The sequence below is a fragment of the Micromonospora sp. CMU55-4 genome, from assembly GCF_011602315.1.
Lineage (GTDB): Bacteria > Actinomycetota > Actinomycetes > Mycobacteriales > Micromonosporaceae > Micromonospora > Micromonospora chalcea.
The window spans coordinates 119,157-142,544 of sequence record NZ_JAAOLH010000010.1; the positions used below are offsets into that span (position 1 = coordinate 119,157).

Below are 23,388 nucleotides of genomic sequence, written 5' to 3' on the forward strand. Positions count from 1 at the left end.
CCCCTCGTACGGAGCGCAGCGGCTCCGGCTCATGTCGGCGGGCCCGGTCAGGACCGGACGGCGTCCCTCGGCAGCGGGACCAGCGCCTGCCCGACCCGTTCCACGAGCAACGCCATCTCGTAGCCGACCTGGCCCACGTCGCAGCTGCGCGCCGCGAGCACGGCCATCGACGAGCCGTCGCTGATGGACATCAGGAACAGGTAGCCGCTGTCCATCTCGATCACGGTCTGCAGCACCCCGCCGGCGCTGAACATGCGCGCCGCGCCCTCGGTCAGGCTCACCACGCCGGAGGTGATCGCGGCAAGCTGGTCGGCCCGGTCCCCCGGCAGATCCCGGGAGGAGGCGAGCAGCAGCCCGTCCGCGGAGACCGCCACCACGTGGGCGATGCCCGCCACGCTGTCGGCGAAGTTGGTGAGAAGCCAACCCATGTCCTGCATGGCCGCCGGCCTGTTCATCGGTTCGTCTCCTTGGTCGAGGTGCTGTTCAGGTCGGCGCCGGCCGTACGGCCCCGCTGGACGCCACGGTGGTAGGCGGAGAGCAGCCCCCGGACCTCGTCCGGCGTGCGCCGGCTGCGGTCCCGGCCGCTCTTCGGCTCTATCCCACCAGGCACGAGCTGGGCCTGCGGCACCCGCTTGGGCAGGCCGGAACGGGTGGTGCCGCCGGTGGTGGGCTCCGCGGCCCGGCTGGCCCGCGTCCAGCCCTCGTCGGCCGCCGTACGCCAGGCGCTCGGGTCGATGGCGGGAGCGGGCTCGGCGGCGGGTGGCGGCGCCGGGGCTGCCGGTGGCGGCGCCGCGGCAGCCGTGGGCGGCGACGCGACGGCGGGCGACGACGGGGCGGCGTCCGCGGGTGACGCGGCCGGCACGGCCGGTGCGTGGTACGCGGCCGGCGTGCTCAGCCCCGACGCCTGGGCGCCCGGGGTACGGGTGGGCAGGGGCGGGCGAGCCGACGCCGCGGGCGGCGGCACGGCCGGCTGGGCCGGCGCGGGCGGCTCGTCGAAGGTGGGCCGAGTGAAGATCGTGGTCTCGTCCTCTCCGTGCGAACGGAACCAGACCGCCTCCATCTCCCGGAATATCGGGGCCTCGGCCCGCTGCTCGGGACGGGCCACCACGGGCGTCGCCGGGGTGGTCTCCACCGCCGGCGCCGCGGCGAGCGGCTGGTAGGCCGGAGGTGCGACCGGCTGGGCGGCCTCGACGCCCGGCGACCGCTTGGGCAGCGGGTCCAGCGCCGGGTACGCCACCGTCGGCCCGCCGGCCGACCAGCCCGCCCCGGAGACCGGGGCCGGCGTTGCCGGAGGCGCCGGGACCGCCGGCAACGTGCCGGTCGCCCCGCCCAGCTGTACGGCGGGAGTGGTGTCCCGCGCCTCGGCGGGCGCCTGCCACCTGGCGGGCGGGGCGGTGGTCGCCCCGCGCCACCCGTCGGCGAGCGTCGCGGTGGCGGCGCCCCGGCCGGCGCCGGCAAGCGCGTCGGCGACGCCGACCTGGCTCAGCGGTGACTGCTCGACGGCCAGCGGCTGGCGCGGCCGGGTCAGCGGGGCCTGACCACGGTTGGCCGGCAGCACCACTGTCGAGTTCGGCAGCGTGACCTGGGCGACAGTGCCGCCCTCGACGTTGCGGCGCAGCTCGACCCGGATCCCGTACCGGGAGGCGAGCCGGCTCACCACGGCCAGACCCATCAGCCGGAACGCTGCCACGTCGACGGTCGGCGGCGCGGCCAGTCGCCGGTTGAGCGAGTCGAGCTGTTCGTCGCTGAGGCCGAGCCCCCGGTCCTCGATCTGGATCAGCACGTAGTCGCGGATCCGGCGGCCGTCGGCCACCACCGAGGTGTTCGGCGGCGAGAACCGGGTGGCGTTGTCGAGCAGCTCGGCGACCAGCCGGACGACGTCGTTGACGGCGTGGGCGGCCACCGAGATGTCGGTGTCGACGGTGCCGAACTCGATCCGGTTGTAGAGCTCCACCTCGGACTGCGCGGCGCGCAGCACGTCGACCAGGAGCGCGTCGTCGCGACGCGGCACCGCCGAGTCGGCACCGGCGAGCACCAGCAGGTTCTCGTCGTTGCGGCGCATCCGGGTGGCCAGGTGGTCCAGCTCGAACAGCTGCGCGAGACGCTTCGGGTCCTCCTCGGACCGCTCGATCGCGTCCAGCTCGCCGATCATGCGGTCGACCAGGCTCTGCGAGCGGCGGGCCAGGTTGAGGAACATCGCCGAGACGCTCGTGCGCAGCGCGGCCTGCTCGGCCGCCACCCGCACCGCCTCCCGGTGGACCACGTTGAAGGCGACGGCCACCTGGCCGACCTCGTCGCGGTTGGTCAGCTTGATCGGGTCCCGGACCTGCTGGACGATCTCGTCCACGCCGCCGTCGCCGATGGCGTTGACGTTCTGCAGCCGGCTCACCGCGTCCGGCAGGTCGTGGTTCGCCACCGCGAGCGCGCCCTCACGCAGCCGGCGCAGCGAGTCGTTCAGCGACCGGGCGAGCACCACGGCGAGCGTCACCGCGACGGCCAGCGTGATCAGCACCAGCAGGCCCTCCACGACCGCCTGCTGGATCACGTCGGCGCGTACCTCGTCGGCGTCGGCGAGCAGGTCGTCCAGGAGCTGGATCTCCGCCCACCGCATCAGCTCGTCGACCGCGCCGATGGCGTCGGACGCCTCCTGGCGGGTGACGAGCGCGGGCCGCCCGACCGAGCGGGACAGGTCGGCGGCGACCCGGTCGGCGAGCTGGACCGCGTCACCGGACACGGTGCGGTCCACCAGGGCCCGCTGGGCCGGCGTCGCGGACCGGGAGAACGTGAGCAGCGCCTCCTGCTGACCGGTCAGGGTGGCCACGAAGGAGGAGAACTGCTCCTCGTCGATCCGGCCGGCGCCGAGCGCGGTGAAGGCGACCGCCTGCTCCTCGGCCACCTCGGCCTTGGCGTGGGCGAACGCGGCCACCGCGCGGCGGGCATCGGCCAGGCTCTCCGCGCCCGGCTGCTGGGCCAGCGCGTCGCTGTACGCGACCAGGTCGTCCAGGACGATGCCGTAGCGCAGGCTGGCCTCGGCCACCGGCATCTGCGACCGGTCCAGCACCTCCTGGCGCGTGCCGTTCAGCGTGGACAGGTGGGCGTCGATGACCTTGAGCTGGCTGCTCACAGCGCCCGGCACGTCGCCGAGGCGGCGCCGCTCCTCCTGGTACGCCGCGATCCGCTCGTCGGTCTGGCGCACCCGCAGGTTGTACGCGTCCGGCTTCTCGTCCGGCTTGGCCAGGAAGACCGCCGCGGCCATCCGCTCCTTGTGGAGGTCCTGGGTGAGCGCCGAGATGTCGACCGACACGGCCGTCAGCGACCGGACCCGGTCCGCCTCGTACGCGCCCTGACCCACCGAGACGAGTCGGATAGTTGCCAGTGCGATGACAGCCGCGACCGGAACGACCAGGATGAGGGCGAGTTTCGAGCGGATCCGCGCGTCGCGCAGCCTCGGCAGGCGCCGTCGCCGGTTCCGCTGTTCGGCGTTGGGGCTCCCGGGCAGGGTCGTAGGTCCGGTGCTCACGACATCGCCTCCGTCGTTTCTTCCACGCGCGACCCACTGACCCGTGCCTGGTGCAGCGGCCAGCGCCACGCGCGGCACGGCCGCGATTTCATCAGACGAGATCGTGTTTGGGAAGCCGCAGGGAGGCAGGAAACGGTCGGGGTCGGCGCAACCCGTGATCCGATCACCTAATACCTTCTTTTCTCCAACCCCCTGATCAGGGGATGTCACTCCAGAGTGGTCACACGCTTCTGTGCAGTAATTGTCAGTTAATGTTCCGTGTCCCCAGCATGTGGGATGGCTGTCCCGAAACAGCACTCGAGATCCCGGCTTGACCACAGGCCCCGGCATTGGCAAGGTTTTGCAGGCTTCGCGCACACCGTACGGCACACCAATCCCGTTCCTCCACTGAGGACGGACTAGCGGCGGTGATCGGGCGTCGGCCCGCGCCGCACCTGGAGGACTGAGTTGAGCCCCATCCGCTCCGCGAGCATCGCGGCGCTCGCATCGGCCGTGCTGGCCACCACGCTCACCGGCTGCGGGATCGGCGGGGAACCGCAGGACACCAGCCCCATCGTCATCGCCGCCGACCTGGAACTCTCCGGCGCGTCCGCGCCGGTCGGCAAGGTGTACCAGCGGGCGCTGGAACTGAAGGTCGAGCAGTTGAACTCGTCCGGCGCGCTGGGCGGCCGGAAGATCGATCTGCGGGTCAAGGACAACCGCTCCGACGCTGCGGAGTCCTTGCGGAACATCAATGATTTCAGCGGCGACTCACGGGTGAGCGCCGTCATCATGGGCGGCTGCAACGAATGCGCGGTGGGCGCGGCCCGCACCATCGGCGAGAAGCGCATTCCGACGATCGCACTGGCCTCCTCGAGCGCGGTCACCGAACCGGTGGGCGAACGGCGATATGTCTTCAGGCTCGCCCCGAACGCCGCCGACAGCGCCGCCGCGCTCGCCACCGAACTGGACCGGCGCGACATCCGCAAGGTCGCGCTGCTGCACAGCGCCGACGGTTACGGCCAGGAAGGGCTCACCGCGCTGCGCCGGGAACTGGAAAAGACCACGGTGCGGCTGGTCGGCAACGAATCGGTGCGGCTCACCGACACCGAGGTCGGCACGCAGGTCAACGAATTGATCGCCGCCAAGCCGCAGGCCCTGATCCTCTGGACCACGCCGGAGCAGGCGACGCTGGCCGCGACCACGGCCCGGCAGAGCAAGTTCCGCGGGTCGCTGTTCTTCGACGCCGCGGCCGCCGGCGACCTCTTCCTGGGCCCGTCGGCCCGCTCCACCGAAGAGGCCACGCTGATCTTCACGCAGACCATGGTGATCGACGACGTGATCGCCACCACACCGGCCAAGGCGGCGCGCCGGCAGTGGTTCCAGGAGTACACCGCCCGCTTCGGCGGCTACAACGGCTTCTCCTCGTTCGCGGCCGACGCGGTCCAACTGATCGTGGACGCCGAGCAGCGCGCCGGTGGCGAACCGGGCACTGTCGACCGGGACGCGCTGCGCGACGTGCTGGAGACCTCGCAGCTGGACGGGCTGTCCGGGCCGATCCGGATGACGCCGGACAACCACTCCGGGTTGATGCCGCAGGCGTTGACGACGCTGGTGGCGCGTGGTGGGCGTTGGCGGCTCGCTGGATAGTCGCTGTGGGGGGTGTCGCCCCCGGCACAACCGGCTCCGGGCGGTCAAGCTTGATCCCTGCGCCGGTTGCGCCGGGGGCGACACCTTCGTGGTCGGCTGCGACCCGTGGGTTGAGGTTTCCTTCTGGGTTCTCGGCCGACGTCGGGTTACCTGGTTGTGGTCAGCGGGCTGAGGTGGTGGCCTTCACCCAGGGCAGGGCCAGGCGCTCGACGAGGCTGAGGGCGGCGTAGAGCGCGATGCTCATCAGGGCCACCAGCACGATCGCCGCCCAGGCGGTGGCGGTGTCGCCGACGCCGTTGTACTGCAGGATCTGGTAGCCCAGACCGGGACGGTCCGAGTAGAACTCGCCGATCACCGCGCCGATCGCGGCCAGCGGCATGGCCACCTTGAGCCCGACGAAGATCTGCGGCAGGGCGGACGGGAAGCGCACCTTGCGGAACGACTGCCACCACGAGGCGTTCAGCGACCGGCTCAGCTCCGCCAGGTCCGCCGGCGTGGTGGTCAGGCCGGTGGCGGTGGAGAGCACGATCGGGAAGAAGCAGAGCAGGAACACCATGGTCAGAATGGGTTTCTGACCCCAGCCGACGGCCACCACCAGCAGCGGCCCGAACGCGATCTTCGGGACCGCGTTCACGGCCACCAGCAACGGCGCGAACATCCGCTCGACCCGGCGGGACGCGGCCAGCGCCATCCCGATCAGCACCCCGGCGGCCGACGAGAGCAGGAAGCCGAGCACTGTCATCCAGGTGGTGATGCCCAACGCGGGCAGCAGCACGTCGGTGGCGTTCGCGAGGGACTCCCCCACCGCCTGCGGCGGCGGCAGCGCGGCCGGGTGCACCAGGTTCAGCCCCGAGGTGACCAGCCACCAGCCGGCCACCGCGATCACCAGGCCGAGCGCCGGCAGCCCGACCGCGGCCGGACGTACGGCGAACCCGCGCCGGACCGCCGGGCGCGGCTGTGGCACCTCCGGCCGGGCCTCGGTCAACTGTGTCAACGTGTCCTCCTCTCTGCGCCGGTCGATGCGACCGGCACGGGAAGGGGGTGCGCCCCGCCGGGTGTCCGGCGGGGCGCACCCCCGTTGGCCCGAGCGGACCGGTCAGGCCTTCGGCGCGAGGTCGAAGTCGATGATCTGGTCCGGGGTGAGGTCCTGCTTGAGCGCGCCCGCGCCCTTCAGCAGGGCGATGCTCTTGGCCACCCGGCCGCTGTCCAGCGTGCCGATCGCGGTGCCGGAGTTGCTCGACCGGACGTACGCGGCCATCAGCTGAAGCTCGGCGGAGGCCGCGGCCGGGACGGCGGCCGGCACGTTCTTCTTCAGGATCTCGGCGGCCTCGTCCGGGTTCGCCAGCGAGTACTCCAGGCCCTTGAGCAGCGCGGCGGTGAACTTCTTCACCATCTCCGGCTTCTCCTTGGCGAGCTTCGTGGAAGTGATCAGCGCGTTGCCGTAGAGGTCCTGCATCACGTTGCTGTACGGCAGGATGACCGGCTTCTTCTTGGTCACCGTCTCCACCGTCGGCTGGCCGACGACGAACTGGCCGATGCCGTCCACCGAGCCGGAGCCGAGCATCGGCATCAGGCTCTGCGCCTCACCGTTGACCCAGGTCACCTTGCTGCCGTCGATGCCGGCGAGCCGCGCGTACGTGGGGAAGAGGTTGCGCACGACGGAGGAGGGGGTGTCCGCGAGCTTCTTGCCCTCGAGGTCCTTCGGGGTGGCGATGTTCTTGCCCTCGACCGTGACGATCGCGGCCATGGTGCGCTGCTGGATCGCGGCCACCGCCACGAAGTCCTTCGCCAGGCCGTTGCCGAGCTGGAGGATGCCACCGGTCAGGTCGATCGGGCCGAACTGGGCCTGCCCGCCGGTGATGGTCTGGATGACGGAGCCGGTGCCCTGGCCGGGCTTGATGTCGACGTCGAAACCGGCCTCCTTGAAGAAGCCCTTGTCCTTCGCCACCCAGGCGTAGGAGTCACGGCCGAAGTTGCCGAACGAGGTGAGGTACGTCACCTTTTCCAGCGCGCCGCCGTTTCCGCCGCCGCTCTCGGACTTGTCCGAGTCGCTGCTGCAGCCGCCCACGAGGGCGAGGGCGGTAGCCAGAGCCGCGGCGGCGACCGTACGGGTCAGCCTTCTCATCAGTGCACCATGTCCTTTCCGACCAGGACTTTCTCGCCGGTCGGGTCGTGGGTCCGACGGGGCCGGCAGGAGGGTTGGGCCGACTGGACCGTCGTGAGGGGACTCTTCGCGCGCAACAGCGTACGAGAAGGCGGATGGCGTGCTCCCTCCGTCCCGGTTGCGGAACGGAAACGAAGTTGCGTGACGGAAAGCGGACTGACGTCCACCCCGGACAGTGCTATAAGCACCGTCCGCTACGCTAGCCCGGCTCGCATTCGGACGACGTGGAAGGGAGCCGGCGGAAGATGATCCGACTGTCCGGGGTGTCCCGCACCTTCGACGGCCGATCCGGGCAGGTGGAGGCGCTGCGCGGCATCGACCTCGACGTCGCCGAAGGCGAGTTCGTCGCCGTACTCGGCCGGTCCGGCTGTGGCAAGTCCACGCTCCTGCGCATGATCGCCGGCCTGCTCCCGGTCAGCGGCGGCGAGATCACCGTGGCCGGTACGCCGATCACGAAGCCCCGCCGCGACGTGGCCATGCTGTTCCAGCGGCCGGCCCTGCTGCCCTGGCGCACGGTGCTGGACAACGTGCTGCTGCCGGTGGAGATCTTCGGCTGGCGCCGGGCCGAGCACCGCGACCGCGCCCGCCAGCTGCTGGAGATGGCCGGGCTGGGCGGCTTCGAGAAGCGGCTCCCGCACGAGCTGTCCGGTGGCATGCAGCAGCGCGTCTCGCTCTGCCGGTCGCTCATCGGCTCACCCCGGGTGATGCTTATGGACGAGCCGTTCTCCGCGCTCGACGCGCTCACCCGCGAGGAACTCTCCGGCGAACTCCAGCGGGTGCACATGGAGACGAAGGCCACGATCGTCTTCGTCACCCACTCGATCGACGAGGCGGTGCTGCTCGCCGACCGGGTCGTCGTGCTCAGCCCGCGCCCCGGCCGGATCCGCGAGGTGGTCGAGGTGAACGTCCCCCGGCCCCGCACGCTCGGCCGGCACGAACACCTGGCCGACGTCGCGCGGATCAGCGCCGAGCTGCACGAACTGCTGATGGAGCGGGACGCCCCCGGCGTACCCGTGGGAGGACGGTGACCATGCGGGTCTCGGTCTTCACCGAACCCCACCGCGGAGCGGACTACGACGACCAGCTCCGGTTCGCCCGGCTGGTCGAGGAGACCGGCTTCGAGGGCTTCTTCCGGGCCGACCACTACCGGGCGATGGGGGACGAGCCGGCGCTGCCCGGCCCCACCGACGCCTGGCTGACGCTCGCCGCGCTGGCCCGGGAGACCTCCCGGATCCGGCTCGGCACGCTCGTCACGTCCGCCACGTTCCGGCTCCCCGGGCCGCTCGCCGTCATGGTCGCCCAGGTCGACCGGATGAGCGGCGGCCGGGTCGAGCTGGGCATCGGCGCCGGCTGGTACGAGCGTGAGCACACCGCGTTCGGCATCCCGTTCCCGCCGGTCAGCGAACGCTTCGACCGGCTCGCCGAGCAGCTGGAGATCGTCACCGGGCTGTGGCGCACCCCGGCCGACGAGACGTACAGCTTCACCGGCGAGCACTACCGCCTGGTCGACGCGCCGACGCTGCCCAAACCGGTGCAGCAGCCCGGCCCGCCGGTGATCGTCGGCGGCCGGGGACCGAAGCGCACGCCCGAGCTGGCCGCCCGCTACGCCGACGAGTTCAACATGCCGTTCAAGAGCGTGGCCGAGACCGCCTCCGCGTACGACCGGGTCCGGGAGGCGTGCGACCGCACCGGCCGGGACGCCTCCGGCCGGGCCCCGCTGACGCTCTCCGCCGGCATCGTGGTGGCGATCGGACGCACCGACGCCGAGGCGCAGCGCCGGGCCGCCCCGCTGCACGTCACCAGCGCGCTGCCGCCGGAGGACCCGGTGGTCGGCTCCCCCGCCCAGCTCGTCGACCGGATCGGCGAGTTCGCCGCGGTCGGGGCCACCCGGGTCCACCTGCGCCTGATCGACTTCGACGACCTCGACCACGTGGAGCTCATCGCCGCCGAGGTGCTCCCCCGACTGGACGGACCACGATGACCGAACTCTCCGCCGACCTCGAACTCGGCCCGGTGGGCCAGGAGATCGTGTACGAGAACGACCGGGTACGGGTCTGGCACATCCGGCTGGAGCCGGGTGAGCGGCAGCCGCTGCACCGCCACGACCACCCGTACCTGGTGGTGGCGGTCCAGGGCGCGAAGAACGTGGTGCAGACGATCGACGGCACCACCATCGACGCCGACGAGCCGACCGGCGGCGTCGTCTACCGGGATCCGGGCGCGGTGCACATGCTGACCAACGTCGGCGACACCACCTACCTCGCCCGGCTGGTCGAGCTGAAGTAGCCACGCCGGCAGGTTCGCCGCGCCGCGCGGCGGCAAGGTGGCGATCGGGGGCACCGGGCCGTAACGTGCCGGACATGGCCTTTCGGACGTGGGGCAGGCTGCTGCTCACGGCGCTCGGAGTGAGCGTACTGGCCGGGGCCGGCCAGTTGGGCATCGCGTACGGCTTCGGAGTCGTCCGCCTCGACGGCGCGTTCGTCGACGCCTCGGTGAACAGGTGGCCCGCCCAGCTCGTCTGGGTGGGCTGGTTCGCCGTGGTCGCCACGGTCGCCGGAGCCGTCCTCACCGAGCGCTTCGCCCGCCGCGACGACCTCCCCGGCGGCACCACCGAACTGCTCTCCATCGCCGGCGTCAGCGCGCTGGGCGCGACGGTGGTCGCCCCGCTGTGCATGCAGCCGGCCCGCGCGGCCGAGCTGGCCGGATCCGTCGACCCGGTCTGGGCCGCCGGTGTCTGCGCCGCGCTCGGCGCGGTGGTCGGCGCGGGCGCGGCGATCGCCGTACTGCTGAAGCCGCCGTTCGGCTGGGGTGTGGCGATCACCGCCGGGATCGTCTGGCTGCTGGCGCTGCTGTCCGTCGCGCCCACCATCGTCTCGGACCGCCCGCTGGCATCCGTCCGGCTCGGCGTCCTCGAACCGTCCTGGCTGGACCCGGCGGCCGCGCAGCGCCTGTCCATGCTGCTGCTGCCCACGCTGGCCCTGCTCGCCGGTGGCGCGGTCGGCGTGCTGGCCCGCCGCGCCGGATGGCCGCCGCTGGTCGGTGGCGCGGCCGGCGCGGCCGGTCCGGTGCTCGTCGCGTTCGCCTACCTGACGGCCGGCCCGGGCGCGGCGATCGACAGGTACCAGATCGCGCCCTACTACGGCGCGCTGATCGCTGTCGTCGCCGGTGCGCTCGGCTCGACCGCCACCACGATGCTGCCCCGGCCGGTCACCGCCGACGGCGATCCCGACGCGGTCGAGGCCACCGACATCCTCGCGCCGCTGCCGCACTCGGCCGCTCCGGGCGTCCCGGCCGCCCCGCCCGCGCCGCCGGTGACGAGCGGCGCCGCCGCGCCCGCGCACTGGAACTGGCCGGAGCCCGGCGGCTCGGCCACGGCGACGGCTCCGGCCGGTACCGATCTTCCCGCCGCCGGCCGGCCAGCCCTCGCGGATCTGCCCGCCGCCGATCTGCCCACCGCTGCGGAACGGCCGGCGGGTGAGCGCCCGGCCGTCGCCGACACGAGCCACGGCCAGCCCATGCCGGGTCTGCTGCCCCCGGGGCGCCGGACCTCGGCCATCGACGTCCTCGCCGCGGGCCGCCCCGACCCGGTCGCGGGTCCGGGCACGGGTCCGGGCACGGCCCACGCGGACAGCACCGGCGAGGCGGCCACCACGGACCGTCCGGCCGCTCCCGACCCGGCCGCCGGTTCCGAAGCCGCCGATGGAGCGTCCGGGCAGGCCACCGGCATTCCGGCCGACAGCGAGACCGCCACCGGCACCGGCACCGGCACCGGCACGGACGATGCCGCACCGGCGCCGGAAGCGGCGGCGACCACGCCACGGGTGACCCGGCCGCGCCGTACCCGCGCGGGCCGGTCCAGCGGGACTACCGACGGGCCGGTGTCATCCGCCGACGGCACAGCACCCCGCCCCGGAGACGTCACCACTCCCAGCGCCGGCGCGGGCACCACCGCGAAGGACGCATCACCGGCCACCGCCGACAGCCACGTTCCCGGCCCGCGTACGGACAGCGGCGCCCTCGCCGGGCCGGTCACGGCCGACGCGGGCAGTGACGCCCCCGCCGCGCCACCGGCCGAAGCCCCCGGAGACACCGGCGCGGCCGGCCGCGCCGCACGCCCCCGGCGTACCCGCACTCCGAAGGCGCCGCGCGCCACCGGTCCGGCCTCCTCCGGCCCGGCCGACACCGCGCCGACGACACCGGGCGGCCGAACCGAAGCTGCGCCGAGCGGGGGAGCCGACGCCGAGCCGATCCCCCAGGCCACGAACCCGGACCGGGACGACACGAGCACCGACTCGAACGTGGTGGCGCCGACCGGGCGTACCGGACGCAACTTCTTCTTCGACGACCCGGCACCCGCCCCGTCGACCCGGCCGCGGTTCGCGATGTTCGAGGACGTGACCGGGCAGCCCGGCGAGGTGCGCCCGGCCTGGCCGATCACCCCGGCGGGCCGGCCGCACCGCGCGACCGCCGAACCGGACGCGCCGGACCGGGACGCCGCGGACGCGGTCGCCCCGGGCGAGCCGGCGCCGCGTCCCCGGCACCGTGGTCTGCCCGAGCCGGGTGCGAGCACCGGTTGGGACGCGCTCGCCACGAACGCCCGACCGGCGGGGCCGCTCGCCCGGCCGGAGGCGGGGATGCCGCTCGCCCGGCCCGAGGCGGCGACTGCCGTACCGGGCGAGGCGGGTGCCGCGCCGCCGGAGGCCACGGAGACGGAGGCGGACTCCCGGCGCGGGCGGCACTCCGGACCCGACGACGCCGACGCGCCCGCCGGGAAGTCGAAGGCCCGGCGCGGCCTGTTCCGGCGCAACCGGGCCAAGGATGAGCCGGAGCCGGCCGAGCGTACGGCCGAGCCGACCACCGCGGCCGACGACGAGTACGTGGACTGGGTCGCCGGTCTCGCCTCGGACGACAACGCCGACGACGCCCGCTCGCTGCGTACCGGGCGGCACCACCGCGACTGAACGAGCACCGGGGCGGGCCGGGACACCAGGCCCGCCCCGGCTCCGGTCACGCCAGTGGCAGATAGACCCGTGACCCGCCGGCGACGAACTCCTCCGACTTGTCGCGCATGCCCCGCGCGGCGTACTCCTTCAACTCCTGCGTGATCTTCATGGAGCAGAACTTCGGGCCGCACATCGAGCAGAAATGCGCGGTCTTGGCGGGCTCGGCGGGCAGCGTCGCGTCGTGGTACGCCCGTGCGGTCTCCGGGTCGAGCGCCAGGTTGAACTGGTCTTCCCAGCGGAACTCGAACCGGGCCTTGGAGAGCGCGTCGTCCCACGCCTGCGCGCCGGGGTGCCCCTTGGCCAGGTCGGCCGCGTGCGCGGCGATCTTGTACGCGATCACGCCCGCCTTCACGTCGTCGCGGTCGGGCAGCCCGAGGTGCTCCTTGGGGGTGACGTAGCAGAGCATGGCGGTGCCGAACATGCCGATCATCGCCGCGCCGATCGCCGAGGTGATGTGGTCGTACGCGGGCGCGACGTCGGTGGTCAGCGGCCCGAGCGTGTAGAACGGCGCCTCGTGGCACCACTCCTGCTGGAGGTCCACGTTCTCCTTGATCTTGTGCATCGGCACGTGCCCGGGGCCCTCGATCATCACCTGGACGTCGTACTCCCAGGCGATCTTCGTCAGTTCGCCGAGCGTGCGCAGCTCGGCGAACTGCGCCTCGTCGTTGGCGTCCGCGATGGAACCGGGGCGCAGCCCGTCACCGAGGGAGAACGTCACGTCGTACTTCGCGAGCAGCGAACACAGCTCCCGGAAGTTGGTGTAGAGGAAGTTCTCCTCGTGGTGCGCCAGGCACCAGGCGGCCATGATCGAGCCGCCCCGGGAGACGATGCCGGTCACCCGGTTCACGGCCAGCGGCACGTACGGCAGCAGCACCCCGGCGTGTACGGTCATGTAGTCGACGCCCTGCTCCGCCTGCTCGATGACGGTCTCGCGGAACACCTCCCAGCTCAGCTTCACCGGGTCACCGCCGACCTTCTCCAGCGCCTGGTAGATCGGCACCGTGCCGATCGGCACGGGCGCGTTCCGCACGATTGCCTCGCGCGTCTCGTGAATACGCTTGCCGGTGGACAGGTCCATCACGGTGTCCGCGCCCCACCGCGTGGCCCAGGTCAGCTTCTCCACCTCCTCGGCCACCGACGAGGTGACAGCCGAGGTGCCGATGTTCGCGTTGACCTTCACCAGGAACGCCTTGCCGATGATCGCCGGCTCGCACTCCGGGTGGTTCACGTTCAGCGGCAGCACGGCCCGCCCGGCCGCGATCTCGTCCCGCACGAATTCCGGCGACACCGACTCCCGGATCGCCACGAACTCCATCTCCGGCGTGACGATCCCGGCCCGCGCGTACGCGAGCTGAGTCGGACGGGTTCCGGCCAGCGGCGTACCGGCGCCGCGTACCGGGGCGACGTCGCCGCGCTCGGCGATCCACGGCCCGCGCAGCGCGGGCAGCCCCACCTCCGGGTCGGAGCCGGGACCGGAGGTGTCGTAGAGCCGTACCGGTGGGTTGTCCCCGGTCAGCGGCACCTCGGCGAACGGCACCCGGATGTCCGGGCGCGACCCTTCCACGTACACCTTGCGACGTGCCTGCATGACAGCCTCCCTGTCGCTCATGCGGACCAGCCGAAGTGGTCCAGCGGGCCGCGTCCCGCGCCCAGCTCCCAGGTCCGCGCGCCGGTCAGCGCGCGGGTGACGTACTCCTTGGCGGCCGCCACCGCGACCGGCACCGCGTCACCCGCGGCGAGCCGGACCGCGACGGCGGCCGAGAACGAACAGCCGGTGCCGTGGTTGTGCCGGGTGTCCACCCGGGGCGCGCGCAGCAGCCGAGTGGTTCCGCCGCCCGACAGCACGTCCACCGACTCGCCGTCGGCGTTCACGTCACCGCCGGTCACCACCACGAACGCCGGTCCGCGCGCCGCCAGCGCCTCGGCCGCCGCCACCATTTCCTCGACCGTGCCCACCGGGCCTCCGGTGAGGGCCGCGGCCTCCGCGCAGTTCGGCGTCGCCACTTCCGCGTACGGCAGGAGCCGCTCGACCGCCTCCACCACGCCGAGCCGGTGCCCACTGGTGGCAACCAGTACCGGGTCGACGACCAGGTGTGGCAGCCGCCCGGCCCGGGCCGCCTCGGCCACCGCGTCGGCGACGGCCGGGGTGCCGAGCATGCCGCTCTTCACGGCCCGCACGTCGAAGTCGCCGAGCACGCTGTCCATCTGGTCGCGCACCGTCTGCGGGGGCAGCGGCAGGACGGCGTCCACGCCCCTGGTGCTCTGCGCGGTGACAGCGGTGAGCACGCTCGTGCCGTATGCGCCGAGCGCGGCGAACGTCTTGAGGTCGGCCTGGATGCCGGCGCCTGCTCCGGAGTCGGATCCGGCGATGCTGAGAACTGTTTTCGGCGTCACTGGTCTTCTCCGGTGGTTTGACGGCTGCGGCCGATAGTGGTTGCGGTTCGGGGCTGCGGCCGACCGTGCCCACTCCGGGCGGTCAGGCTTGATCCCTCCGTGGGCACGGTCGGCCGCAGCCCTGTCGCGTGCGGGCTTGCGTCGGATCGCGCGGGGTGGGTGCGCGCCAAGTGGGTGGCCGCCTCCTGGAAGGCTCTGCCCAGCGTGGTGGCGGTTTCTCTCGGGTCGTCCGCGCGCATGATCGCGCCCAGCACGGCTACTCCGGCGGCGCCCGCCTCGACGCATGCGTGGACCTGGTCCGGGTTCTCGATGCCGCCCAGCGCGAGGACGGGCACGGGGCTGACCGCGATCAGCTCGCTCAATCCGCCCGGTCCCAACACAGGGCCGTAGCCGGGTTTTGTCTTTGTCTCGTAGAGCGGGGACAGGGTGGCGTAGTGCTCGGTGGTGAGGCGGGCCAGCTCGGCGGTGTCGTGGCAGGAGCGGCCGACCAGGCCGACGGTGGGCGGCGGGTACGGGCCGGCAGCCGGTAGGTGCACCGCGTCCCCGTCGAGCGGGTCGGGTCCGGCGACGACGAGCGTGCCGCCCGCGTCGGCGAGGATCGCGCGCAGGTCGGCGGCGAGCGCGAGGCGTTCGGGGCGCGGCAGGTCCTTCTCCCGCAGCACCACCCACCGCACTCCCCCACCCACGGCAGCCGCGACCACGTCGACGAGCGCCCCCCGGGCGACCCGCCGATCGGTCAGCAGCACGACCCCGCTCGGCCCGCCCTGGATCTTGGTACGCGGCCGCCCCTCGGGGGGCGCCTCCGTACCAAGATCCGCTACGCGTGAGGCGGTCACAGGTCGGGCCGTCCCTCGTCGGGGGTGGACGGCAGGGCGTGGAAGCGGCGGGTGATGCGGCCGGCGCCGTACGCCAGGCGGCCGGCCTCGACCGCCTGGCGCATCGCCGTGGCCATCGCGACCGGGTCGGCGGCCCGGGTCACGGCGCTGGCGAGCAGCACCGCGTCGCAGCCCAGCTCCATGGCGAGGGCGGCGTCGGAGGCGGTGCCGATGCCCGCGTCGAGCACCACCGGCACGTCGACCGCCTGTCGGATCAGCCGGATGTGGTGCGGGTTGCCGATGCCCAGCCCGGAGCCGATCGGCGACCCGGCCGGCATCACCGCCGCGCAGCCCACGTCGGCCAGCCGCCGCGCGAGCACCGGATCGTCCGACGTGTACGGCAGCACGGTGAACCCGTCCGCGACCAGCTCCTCGGCGGCGCGCAGCAGCTCCACCCCGTCGGGCAGGAGCGTGCGCTCGTCGCCGATCACCTCAAGCTTCACCCAGTCGGTGTCGAACGCCTCCCGGGCCAGGTGCGCCGTCTTCACCGCCTCCACAGCGGTACGGCAGCCGGCCGTGTTCGGCAGCAGCCGTACGCCGCACCGCTCCACCAGGTCGAGCAGGCCACCCGACCCGCCGGGTGTGGTGTCCACCCGGCGCAGCGCCAACGTCACCAGCTCGGTGCCGGAGGCACGGATCGCCGCCTCCAGCACGTGCAGGTTCGCCGCGCCACCGGTGCCCAGGATGAGCCGGGAGCCGAACCCGACCCCGCCGATCTCAAGCGTGGACATCCTGCTCACCCGCCCTGGGTGGCGCTGAGCACCTCGACCCGGTCGCCGTCGCGCAGGACGCTCGCCGACCAGCCGCCGCGCGGCACCACCTCGCCGTTCACCGCCACGGCGAGCCCGCGCTCCCGGTCGGTGACGGTGCGGACCACCTCGGCGACGGTGACGCCCTCGGGCAGCGTCCGGCCGGTGCCGTTGACGATCAGTTCCACGTGCGCTCCTTCCCGAAGCGGTCCGGGGTGAAGGGGGCGAGCGCGGGATCCGGCTCGCCGGTGACGATCAGCTCGGTGACCAGGTCGGCGGTGACCGGAGTGAGCACGATGCCGTGCCGGTGATGTCCGGTCGCGGCGAGCACACCCGGCTGCCCGGGCAGCGGCCCGATGATCGGCGCGTTGTCCGGCGTACCGGGGCGCAGCCCGGCGACTGCCTCCACCAGCTCGTACTCGACGAGTTCCGGCACCAGCTCCGTGGCGGCGTGCAGCAGTGTCAGCACGCCACCGGCGGTGACAGCGGTGTCCGCGCGCTCCTCGACCGTCGCCCCGACCACGACCTCGCCGCTGTCCCGGGGCACCAGGTAGACCGGCTCGCTGTCCGCGTACCCCCGGATCACGTGCCGGAAGCCCGGCGGACCGCCACCCGGCGCGCGCAGCCGCAGCACCTGGCCCTTCACCGGGCGGACCGGCAGGCCGGTCAGCGCCGCCGCGCCGCAGCCGGCCGCGACCACAGTGACCCGCGCGTCCACCTCGGACAGCGCGCCGACGCGCGCCGGGCGCAGCTCCACGCCGGCGCGTTCCGCGGCCGTGCGCAACGCGGCGACCAGCCGCCGCGGGTCGACCTGGTGATCACCGGGGGCCACCGCGCCGCCGCGCACGCGCGGCGCCAACGCCGGCTCGCGGTCGCGCAGCTCCGACGGGCGCAGCGGCGTGATCGGCAGTTCCAGGCCCTGCTGGTACGACCACAGCCGCCTCGCCTCGGCCAGGTCGTCGGCGGTGAGCCCGACGACGAGCGTGCCCTCGGTGCGGTAGCCGATGTCGACGCCGCTCGCCTCGGCCAGCTCGGTCGCGAAGCCGGGCCAGCGGGCGGCGGACTCGACGAGCAGCGCGGTGAGTTCGTGCTCACCGAAGTACGCCTCGGCGACCGGCGACAGCATCCCGGCGGCCACCGACGACGCGCCCGACCCAGGCCGGTCGTCGTGCACCACCACGCGCAGTCCACGCTGCGCGCACCGCCACGCGATCGCCCACCCGACAGGCCCGCCCCCCACCACCGCCACGTCGTTAAGGAAGGGCCCCCTGTTAACGCCTCCGGTAGAGGAAGGGCCCCCTGTTAACACGTCAGGGCCCGCAGCAGCTCGGCGGTGGCGTGCGCGGGATCGGCTGCCCCGCTGAGCGCGCCGACCACCGCCACCCCGTACGCCCCGGCGGCCCGCAGCTCCGGCACGCTCGCGGCGGTCACCCCGCCGATCGCGATCACCGGCGCGGTCACCGCTTCGGCGACCGCGCGTATCCCCTCGGGGCCGATCGGTTCCGGCAGGCCGGACTTGGTGGTGGTGACGTGGCACGGGCCCACGCCCAGGTAGCTCGCGCCCGCGTCCACCGCGGCCCGGGCGGTCACCGGTTCGCGGGCGGTCGCCCCGAGCACCGCGTCCGGGCCGAGCACCCGGCGCGCGGCACGCACCGGCAGGTCGTCCGCGCCGACGTGGCCACCGGCGGCGTCCACCGCGAGCGCCACGTGCAGCCGGTCGTTGACCAGGCACTGTGCTCCGTACGGCCGGCAGGCGTCGACCACCAGCCGGGCCAGCTCGTACGCCTCCCGGTCGGTGGCGTCGTCCTCCACGCGCACCTGCACGACGAGGTCTGCGCCCGCCACGGGCAGTGCGGCACGCAGCACGGCGAGCGGGTCACGCCCCGGCCGGGTGTCGGTGATGAGATGCAGTCGTCCCAGGGACAGCACGGCAACGCTCCTCCCTGCGCCGGCATTACCCGGATCAGGTTCGACGGTCGGGGGCTCCCAGCCCCCCTCTCAGCCCGGTCCGCACCGGGCTCCCGTGGGTCACTTGCGGCCTACCGTACGACGCCTCCCGCCCGTACGGAAGCCCGGGTGAGGTTTTTCCCAGGAACCAGCCGTCCGCCGGATCGGGGCAGCGGGTGACCGTCCCGTCACGACACGCTGCCTGGGTGTCCGTTCCCGCCCGTGTTCCGCGCCGCCTGGAGATCCTGCCGTTCCGGGGCAGCCGTGCCGTCTCCGAAGGGCTACTCACCTGGACGATGCTGCGCGGGCAGACCTGGATCCGCCTGCTGCCGGACGTGTACGTGCACCGGGACGGGTACCGCGCCGACGACCACCGGATGTGGTGCGAGGCGGTGGCGTTGCGCCTGCCGCCGGGTGTCGTGCTGGCAGGGCGCAGCGCCGCGTGGTTGTTCGGCGCGGACGTGCTCCCCCGCGACGCGCCGGTGACAGTACTGTTGCCGACTGCTGCGCGGCTGCGACCGCACCCACGGTTGCGGTTGGTCCGGTCACCGCTGCCGGAGCGGGACCGCACCCTCGTCGGCGGGCTGCCGGTCACCACGCCCCTTCGCACGGCGTTCGACCTGGGCCGGCAGGGCTCACTCGCCGAGGCGTTGGTCGCCGTCGAGGCGCTGCTGCGTCGCCGGGCCGTGAAGCTGCCCGCCCTGCGGGCCTACGCCGCCGCCCGGCCGGGCTGGCCGGGCGCTCCGCTGTTGCGCGAGGTGCTGGCGCTGGCCGAGCCGTTGAGCGAGTCCCCGATGGAGACTCGCCTGCGGCTGCTCCTGCTCGACGCCGGCCTCGGCCCGCTCACCGCCCAACACGAGGTACGCGCCGGTGGACGCTTCGTGGCCCGGGTGGACCTGGCCTGGCCGGCGCTCCGCATCGCGGTCGAGTACGACGGCGACCACCACCGCGAACGGGCTCACTTCCGCCGGGACGTGGCTCGCCTGAACGCGCTGCGCGCGGCCGGGTGGCTCGTGCTCCGCTTCACCGCCGACGACGTGCTACGCCGGCCCGACGCCACAGTGGCCCTGGTACGCCAGGCCTTGGCAGAACGTCGTGCCACCGAGGCGAACCACTGATCCGCGCCCGCCGCCACGAGCCTCACCCCGCTACGCCCCCGGCCCGCCACACGTCACCGCTGACCCCCATTTCGCCACCTACCACCCACCGGGCCACCCACCACCCACCGGGCCCCCGTTACGCCACCTACCACCCACCGGGCCCCCGGCTCGCCGCCCGCCACCCGTTGGGTCCCCGGTTCGCCACCCGTCGAGCCGCCCGAGACACCACGGGCGTCAGAGGCCCGCCCGCAAACACCCATCGCGTTCCACTCGTCGCCAGATCCAGCCCCAAGCGGAACGCCATGGGTGTCTCAAGGCCCTTATGACACCCATGGTGTTCCACTCGTCGTGAGCGCTGCCTGTGGGTGGCACGCCATGGGTGGCTGACGCGTGGGCGAGCCTTGATGGGGCGCAGGCCGCGCGGGCGCGCCCACAACCGAGGGCGCACAGTCCACGTGCGGGCGGAGCCGAACGCGTGGGTGAGCTGAGCGCGCGGGCAGCCCGGTGTGCGCAGGCCCAAACGGGTGAGCACACGCCCCGACGCACGAGCACACGCCCGACGTGCAAACCCGAGCGCGCCAGCACACGCCCGACGTGCAAGCCCGAGCGCGCGGGCGCGGACAGTCAGAGGATGGCGTCCAAGGCGGCCAGGTCCTCGTCGGACGGCTGCCACGTGCCGGCTTCGGCGTTCGCCTTCACCTGGTCGGGAGTGGTGGCGCCGGCGATCACGGACGTCACCGCGGGACGGGCCGCCAGGCCGCCGATGGCCACGTGCAGCATGCTGATGCCGCGCTCGGCCGCGTACGCATCGATCGCCTCGATGACGTCCCAGCGCGCGGCGGCCAGCCGCTCGGCGTACCGGCCGCCGCCGGCCAGCCGGCTACCGGCCGGGGGCGCCTCGCCACGCTTGTACTTGCCGGTGAGCAGCCCGTTGGCCAGCGGGAAGAACGGCAGCATGCCGAGGCCGAACCGCTCGCACGCCGGGATCACCTCGGCCTCCACCCCGCGTTCCACCAGCGAGTAGTGGTTCTGCGCGGAGATGAACCGGGTACGCCCCTGCGACGACGCGGTCCAGTCGGCGTCGGCGATCTGCCAGCCGGCGAAGTTGGAGTTGCCCAGGTAGCGCACCTTGCCGGCGGTCACCAGGTCGTCGAGCGCGGCGAGCGTCTCGTCGATCGGGGTGCCCGGGTCTGGCTCGTGCATCTGGTACAGGTCGATGTGGTCGGTGCCGAGCCGGCGCAGCGACGCCTCGACGGCGCGGGCGATGTAGCGGCGGGCGCCCCGGGCGTCGTGGTCCGGCCCGTTCGCGCCGTGCATGTCCATGCCGAACTTGGTGGCCACCACCACGTCGTCGCGGCGGCCTTTGAGCGCCTGGCCGAGCAGTTCCTCGGAGGCGCCCTGCGGCTCGCCGTAGATGTCGGCGGTGTCGAAGAAGTTGATCCCGGCGTCGAGGGCGGCGTCGACCACCGCCCGGGTGCCGTCGAGGTCGAGTTTGCGGCCGAAGTTGTTGCAGCCGATGCCGACCACTGACACCACGAGCCCGGAGTCGCCCAGCCGGCGATAGGTCATCTCACTCACGAGATCCACCCTATGCCCGCTCCCCGGGGCCCACCCGGGGAGCGGCTCAGGCCACGTCCCAGACCGGCGCCGGCGTCTCCACCACGTCACCGTCGCCCCGGAACAGCACGAACCGGTCGAAGGTACGGGTGAACCACCTGTCGTGGGTGACCGCGACGACAGTTCCCTCGAACGCGGTCAGCCCGGCCTCCAGCGCCTCGGCCGAGGCCAGGTCGAGGTTGTCGGTGGGCTCGTCCAGCAGCAGCAGCGTCGCGCCGGACAGTTCCAGCAGCAGCACCAGGAAGCGGGCCTGCTGACCGCCGGAGAGCGTGCCGAACCGCTGGTCGCCCTGCCCGGCCAGCTCGTACCGGGACAGCGCCGCCATGGCGGCGTGCCGGTCCATGCCGGCCCGGTGCTCGTCGCCGCGCCACAGCACCTCGACCAGCGTCTTCGCCATCAGCTCGGGGCGGTCGTGGGTCTGCGAGAAGTGCCCGGGCCGCACCCGCGCGCCGAGCCGGACCACGCCGCCGTGCGCGACCGGCGCGAGCGCGGCGGCGCCGTCGACCGGGGTGTTGCCGGGCTCCGGGTCGGTGCCGCCGCGGGCCAGCAGGCGCAGGAAGTGCGACTTGCCGGTGCCGTTCGCGCCGAGCACCGCGACCCGGTCGCCGTACCAGAGTTCCAGGTCGAACGGGTACGTCAGGCCGTCCAGCTCCAACTGCTCGGCGATGACCGCGCGCTTGCCGGTCCGCCCGCCGGTCAGGCGCATCCGGATGTCCTGGTCCTTCGGGGGTACGGGCGGCGGCCCGGCCTCCTCGAACTTGCGCAGCCGGGTCTGCGCGGCCTGGTAGCGGGACGCCATCCCGTCGTTGTACGCGGCCTTCTGCTTGTACATCAGCATCAGCTCGCGCAGCTTCTGGTGCTCCTCGTCCCAGCGTTTGCGCAGCTCGTCGAGGCGGGCGTGCCGGGCGACCCGGGCGTCGTGCCAGCTCGCGAAGCCGCCCGGGTGCACCCAGGCGCTGCCGCCCTCCACCGCGACGACCCGGTCGGCGGTCTGGGCCAGCAGTTCCCGGTCGTGTGAGACGTACAGCACGGACTTGACCGACTCGCGCAGCCGCCCCTCCAGCCAGCGTTTGCCGGGTACGTCGAGGAAGTTGTCCGGCTCGTCGAGCAGCAGCACCTCGTCCGGGCCGCGCAGCAACAGTTCCAGCGCGAAGCGTTTCTGCTGGCCGCCGGAGAGCGTGCGCACCGGCCGGTCCCGGGCGCTGTCCCACGGCAGGTCCAGCACGATGGTGGCGACGGTGTCGAAGAGGACCTCCGCGTCGTAACCGCCGGTCTCGCCCCAGGCGGCGAGCGCCTCGGCGTACGCGAGCTGGGCCTTGGCGGCGGCGGAGCTGTACTTGCCGCGGACCTCGGCCGCCCGCATGGCCGCCTCGGTCTCGGCGAGCCGCCGCCCGGCGTCGCGCAGCGCGGGCGGGGCGAGGGAGAGCGCCAGGTCGGCGAGCGTGGACTCGTCGCCGATCATGCCGATGAACTGCCGCATCACGCCCAGCCCGCCGGAGCGCGCGATCGCGCCGGTCTTCACCGGCAGGTCACCGGCGACCATCCGCAGCAGCGTGGTCTTGCCGGCACCGTTCGGGCCGACCAGCGCCACCTTGGCACCCTCACCGACCCGGAACGAGACGTCGCTGAACAGCTCACGCCCGTCCGGGAGGATGTGCCCGACCGCTGCCACGTCCACGTATCCCACGCGGGCATCCTGCCCGAGCCGGGCCGCTGGACGACACCGGATTACCGGGTGACGCGCAGCACCCGGTAGCCCTTCTGGCTGGCGTGCCGCTCGACGGACCAGCCCTGCTCCACCAGCCAGCGGTGCAGCGAGTCGCCGCCGAGGTGCCGGGCGACGACGAGCCAGGCCACGCCGTCCGGGGCGAGCCGGGGCAGCCAGCGCAGCAGCAGGCCGTGCAGTTCCGGTTTGCCGATGTGGATGGGCGGATTGGACCAGATCTGGGTGAAGGTGACGTCGTCCGGCAGCTCGTCGGGCGCGACGGCGCGTACCCGGTCGGCGGCGCCGACCCTTGCCGCGTTGGCGGTGGTGAGGGCGCGGGCCCGCTCGTTGACGTCCACGGCCCAGACGGTGGCCTCCGGCGCGACAGTGGCGAGGACGCAGGTGATCGGGCCGAAGCCGCAGCCGATGTCGAGCAGCGCGCCGGTGACGTCGGCGGCCGGCAGGTCGGCCTTGCGCAGCAGCACGGCGGTGCCGGGGTCGAGCCGGTCGGCGGAGAAGACGCCACCGGCCGAGCCGAGCGTGTAGTCGCGCCCGGCGACTGTGAACTCGACCTCGCGCGGGCGGGCCGGGGCCGAGGGCTCAGCGGTGAAGTAGTGGTCGCCGGTCACGCAGGCATTCTCGCACCGGGCCGGGGCGGTTCCGGCAACGGTGTCAGGGGCGGAGC

20 protein-coding genes and 1 riboswitch are annotated in these 23,388 nt (G+C 73.5%); of the genes, 6 read left to right on the forward strand and 14 right to left on the reverse strand.

The window, feature by feature from the left end:
• Positions 1-47: 47 nt before the first annotated feature.
• A complete protein-coding gene (locus HA073_RS18720) occupies positions 48-455 on the reverse strand; it encodes a roadblock/LC7 domain-containing protein (RefSeq protein WP_013288588.1) in 408 nt (135 codons plus the stop codon).
• A complete protein-coding gene (locus HA073_RS18725) occupies positions 452-3,520 on the reverse strand; it encodes a sensor histidine kinase (RefSeq protein ID WP_113974775.1) in 3,069 nt (1,022 codons plus the stop codon). The genes HA073_RS18720 and HA073_RS18725 overlap by 4 nt, the downstream gene beginning before the upstream one ends.
• 447 nt (positions 3,521-3,967) lie before the next feature.
• Here HA073_RS18725 and HA073_RS18730 point away from each other — a divergent pair, with 447 nt between their 5' ends.
• Positions 3,968-5,149 (forward strand): ABC transporter substrate-binding protein, encoded by a 1,182-nt coding sequence (locus HA073_RS18730; protein WP_043328278.1) that lies wholly within the window; start codon positions 3,968-3,970, stop codon positions 5,147-5,149.
• A gap of 160 nt (positions 5,150-5,309) precedes the next feature.
• Here HA073_RS18730 and HA073_RS18735 read toward each other — a convergent pair whose 3' ends face one another.
• Together HA073_RS18735 and HA073_RS18740 are read right to left on the reverse strand one after the other, a co-directional pair.
• Positions 5,310-6,113, reverse strand: a complete 804-nt coding sequence (locus HA073_RS18735; RefSeq protein ID WP_280841742.1) for an ABC transporter permease — start codon at positions 6,111-6,113, stop codon at positions 5,310-5,312.
• A gap of 132 nt (positions 6,114-6,245) precedes the next feature.
• The gene (locus HA073_RS18740) at positions 6,246-7,274 is read right to left on the reverse strand and encodes an ABC transporter substrate-binding protein (RefSeq protein WP_043328275.1); all 1,029 of its coding nucleotides are present in this window, start codon (positions 7,272-7,274) and stop codon (positions 6,246-6,248) included.
• Between the two features lie 284 nt (positions 7,275-7,558).
• On the opposite strand from HA073_RS18740, the gene HA073_RS18745 reads away from it, so the two are divergent.
• The 4 genes from HA073_RS18745 to HA073_RS18760 all read left to right on the forward strand — a co-directional run bounded on the left by HA073_RS18745 (position 7,559) and on the right by HA073_RS18760 (position 12,274).
• On the forward strand, positions 7,559-8,341 hold the full coding sequence (locus tag HA073_RS18745; RefSeq protein WP_064446604.1) for an ABC transporter ATP-binding protein: 783 nt from the start codon (positions 7,559-7,561) through the stop codon (positions 8,339-8,341).
• Between the two features lie 2 nt (positions 8,342-8,343).
• Positions 8,344-9,294, forward strand: a complete 951-nt coding sequence (locus tag HA073_RS18750; RefSeq protein WP_166456954.1) for an LLM class F420-dependent oxidoreductase — start codon at positions 8,344-8,346, stop codon at positions 9,292-9,294.
• Positions 9,291-9,599 carry a cupin gene (locus HA073_RS18755; protein ID WP_069087953.1) on the forward strand — a complete coding sequence of 103 codons (309 nt, stop codon included), beginning with the start codon at positions 9,291-9,293 and terminating at the stop codon, positions 9,597-9,599. The genes HA073_RS18750 and HA073_RS18755 overlap by 4 nt, the downstream gene beginning before the upstream one ends.
• A gap of 74 nt (positions 9,600-9,673) precedes the next feature.
• Entirely contained in the window at positions 9,674-12,274 is a 2,601-nt protein-coding gene (locus HA073_RS18760) for a hypothetical protein (RefSeq protein WP_166456955.1), read from the forward strand.
• Positions 12,275-12,320: 46 nt separating this feature from the next.
• Here the strand turns inward: HA073_RS18760 and thiC are convergent, their stop codons facing one another.
• From thiC to thiE, 7 genes are all read right to left on the reverse strand, one after another.
• Positions 12,321-13,904 carry a phosphomethylpyrimidine synthase ThiC gene (gene thiC / locus HA073_RS18765; RefSeq protein WP_166456956.1) on the reverse strand — a complete coding sequence of 528 codons (1,584 nt, stop codon included), beginning with the start codon at positions 13,902-13,904 and terminating at the stop codon, positions 12,321-12,323.
• A 17-nt stretch (positions 13,905-13,921) separates the two neighbouring features.
• A complete protein-coding gene (gene thiD, locus HA073_RS18770) occupies positions 13,922-14,710 on the reverse strand; it encodes a bifunctional hydroxymethylpyrimidine kinase/phosphomethylpyrimidine kinase (protein WP_166456957.1) in 789 nt (262 codons plus the stop codon).
• Positions 14,707-15,480, reverse strand: coding sequence for a thiamine phosphate synthase (locus HA073_RS18775; protein WP_166456999.1), 774 nt, complete (start codon positions 15,478-15,480; stop codon positions 14,707-14,709). The genes thiD and HA073_RS18775 overlap by 4 nt, the downstream gene beginning before the upstream one ends.
• A gap of 62 nt (positions 15,481-15,542) precedes the next feature.
• The gene (locus HA073_RS18780; RefSeq protein ID WP_166456958.1) at positions 15,543-16,316 is read right to left on the reverse strand and encodes a thiazole synthase; all 774 of its coding nucleotides are present in this window, start codon (positions 16,314-16,316) and stop codon (positions 15,543-15,545) included.
• A gap of 5 nt (positions 16,317-16,321) precedes the next feature.
• Positions 16,322-16,522, reverse strand: coding sequence for a sulfur carrier protein ThiS (gene thiS, locus HA073_RS18785; protein WP_013288601.1), 201 nt, complete (start codon positions 16,520-16,522; stop codon positions 16,322-16,324).
• Complete coding sequence (thiO, locus tag HA073_RS18790; protein ID WP_166456959.1) at positions 16,513-17,643, reverse strand: glycine oxidase ThiO; 1,131 nt, start codon at positions 17,641-17,643, stop codon at positions 16,513-16,515. The genes thiS and thiO overlap by 10 nt, the downstream gene beginning before the upstream one ends.
• Positions 17,637-18,263 carry a thiamine phosphate synthase gene (gene thiE, locus HA073_RS18795; protein WP_104113068.1) on the reverse strand — a complete coding sequence of 209 codons (627 nt, stop codon included), beginning with the start codon at positions 18,261-18,263 and terminating at the stop codon, positions 17,637-17,639. Before thiE ends, thiO begins: the two co-directional genes overlap by 7 nt.
• Positions 18,258-18,369, reverse strand: a riboswitch (TPP riboswitch). It overlaps the preceding gene by 6 nt.
• Before the next feature lie 118 nt (positions 18,370-18,487).
• Between thiE and HA073_RS18800 the strand changes: the two genes are divergently transcribed.
• On the forward strand, positions 18,488-19,399 hold the full coding sequence (locus tag HA073_RS18800) for a DUF559 domain-containing protein (protein WP_166456960.1): 912 nt from the start codon (positions 18,488-18,490) through the stop codon (positions 19,397-19,399).
• 606 nt (positions 19,400-20,005) lie between these two features.
• Here HA073_RS18800 and HA073_RS18805 read toward each other — a convergent pair.
• From HA073_RS18805 to HA073_RS18815, 3 genes are read right to left on the reverse strand one after another with little or no spacing between them, the layout of a single operon-like run.
• The gene (locus HA073_RS18805; RefSeq protein ID WP_176722774.1) at positions 20,006-20,968 is read right to left on the reverse strand and encodes an aldo/keto reductase; all 963 of its coding nucleotides are present in this window, start codon (positions 20,966-20,968) and stop codon (positions 20,006-20,008) included.
• A gap of 37 nt (positions 20,969-21,005) precedes the next feature.
• Positions 21,006-22,685, reverse strand: a complete 1,680-nt coding sequence (locus HA073_RS18810; RefSeq protein WP_166456961.1) for an ABC-F family ATP-binding cassette domain-containing protein — start codon at positions 22,683-22,685, stop codon at positions 21,006-21,008.
• Between the two features lie 41 nt (positions 22,686-22,726).
• On the reverse strand, positions 22,727-23,332 hold the full coding sequence (locus HA073_RS18815) for a class I SAM-dependent methyltransferase (protein WP_113973440.1): 606 nt from the start codon (positions 23,330-23,332) through the stop codon (positions 22,727-22,729).
• Positions 23,333-23,388: the final 56 nt, after the last annotated feature.

Excerpts from the sequence above, each read along its gene's own strand:
- HA073_RS18720 (WP_013288588.1), bottom strand. The coding sequence starts at position 455 with ATGAACAGGCCGGCGGCCATGCAGGACATGGGTTGGCTTCTCACCAAC.
- HA073_RS18740 (WP_043328275.1), bottom strand. The coding sequence starts at position 7,274 with ATGAGAAGGCTGACCCGTACGGTCGCCGCCGCGGCTCTGGCTACCGCC.
- HA073_RS18745 (WP_064446604.1), top strand. The coding sequence starts at position 7,559 with ATGATCCGACTGTCCGGGGTGTCCCGCACCTTCGACGGCCGATCCGGG.
- HA073_RS18750 (WP_166456954.1), top strand. The coding sequence starts at position 8,344 with ATGCGGGTCTCGGTCTTCACCGAACCCCACCGCGGAGCGGACTACGAC.
- HA073_RS18755 (WP_069087953.1), top strand. The coding sequence starts at position 9,291 with ATGACCGAACTCTCCGCCGACCTCGAACTCGGCCCGGTGGGCCAGGAG.
- HA073_RS18760 (WP_166456955.1), top strand. The coding sequence starts at position 9,674 with ATGGCCTTTCGGACGTGGGGCAGGCTGCTGCTCACGGCGCTCGGAGTG.
- thiC (WP_166456956.1), bottom strand. The coding sequence starts at position 13,904 with ATGCAGGCACGTCGCAAGGTGTACGTGGAAGGGTCGCGCCCGGACATC.
- HA073_RS18780 (WP_166456958.1), bottom strand. The coding sequence starts at position 16,316 with ATGTCCACGCTTGAGATCGGCGGGGTCGGGTTCGGCTCCCGGCTCATC.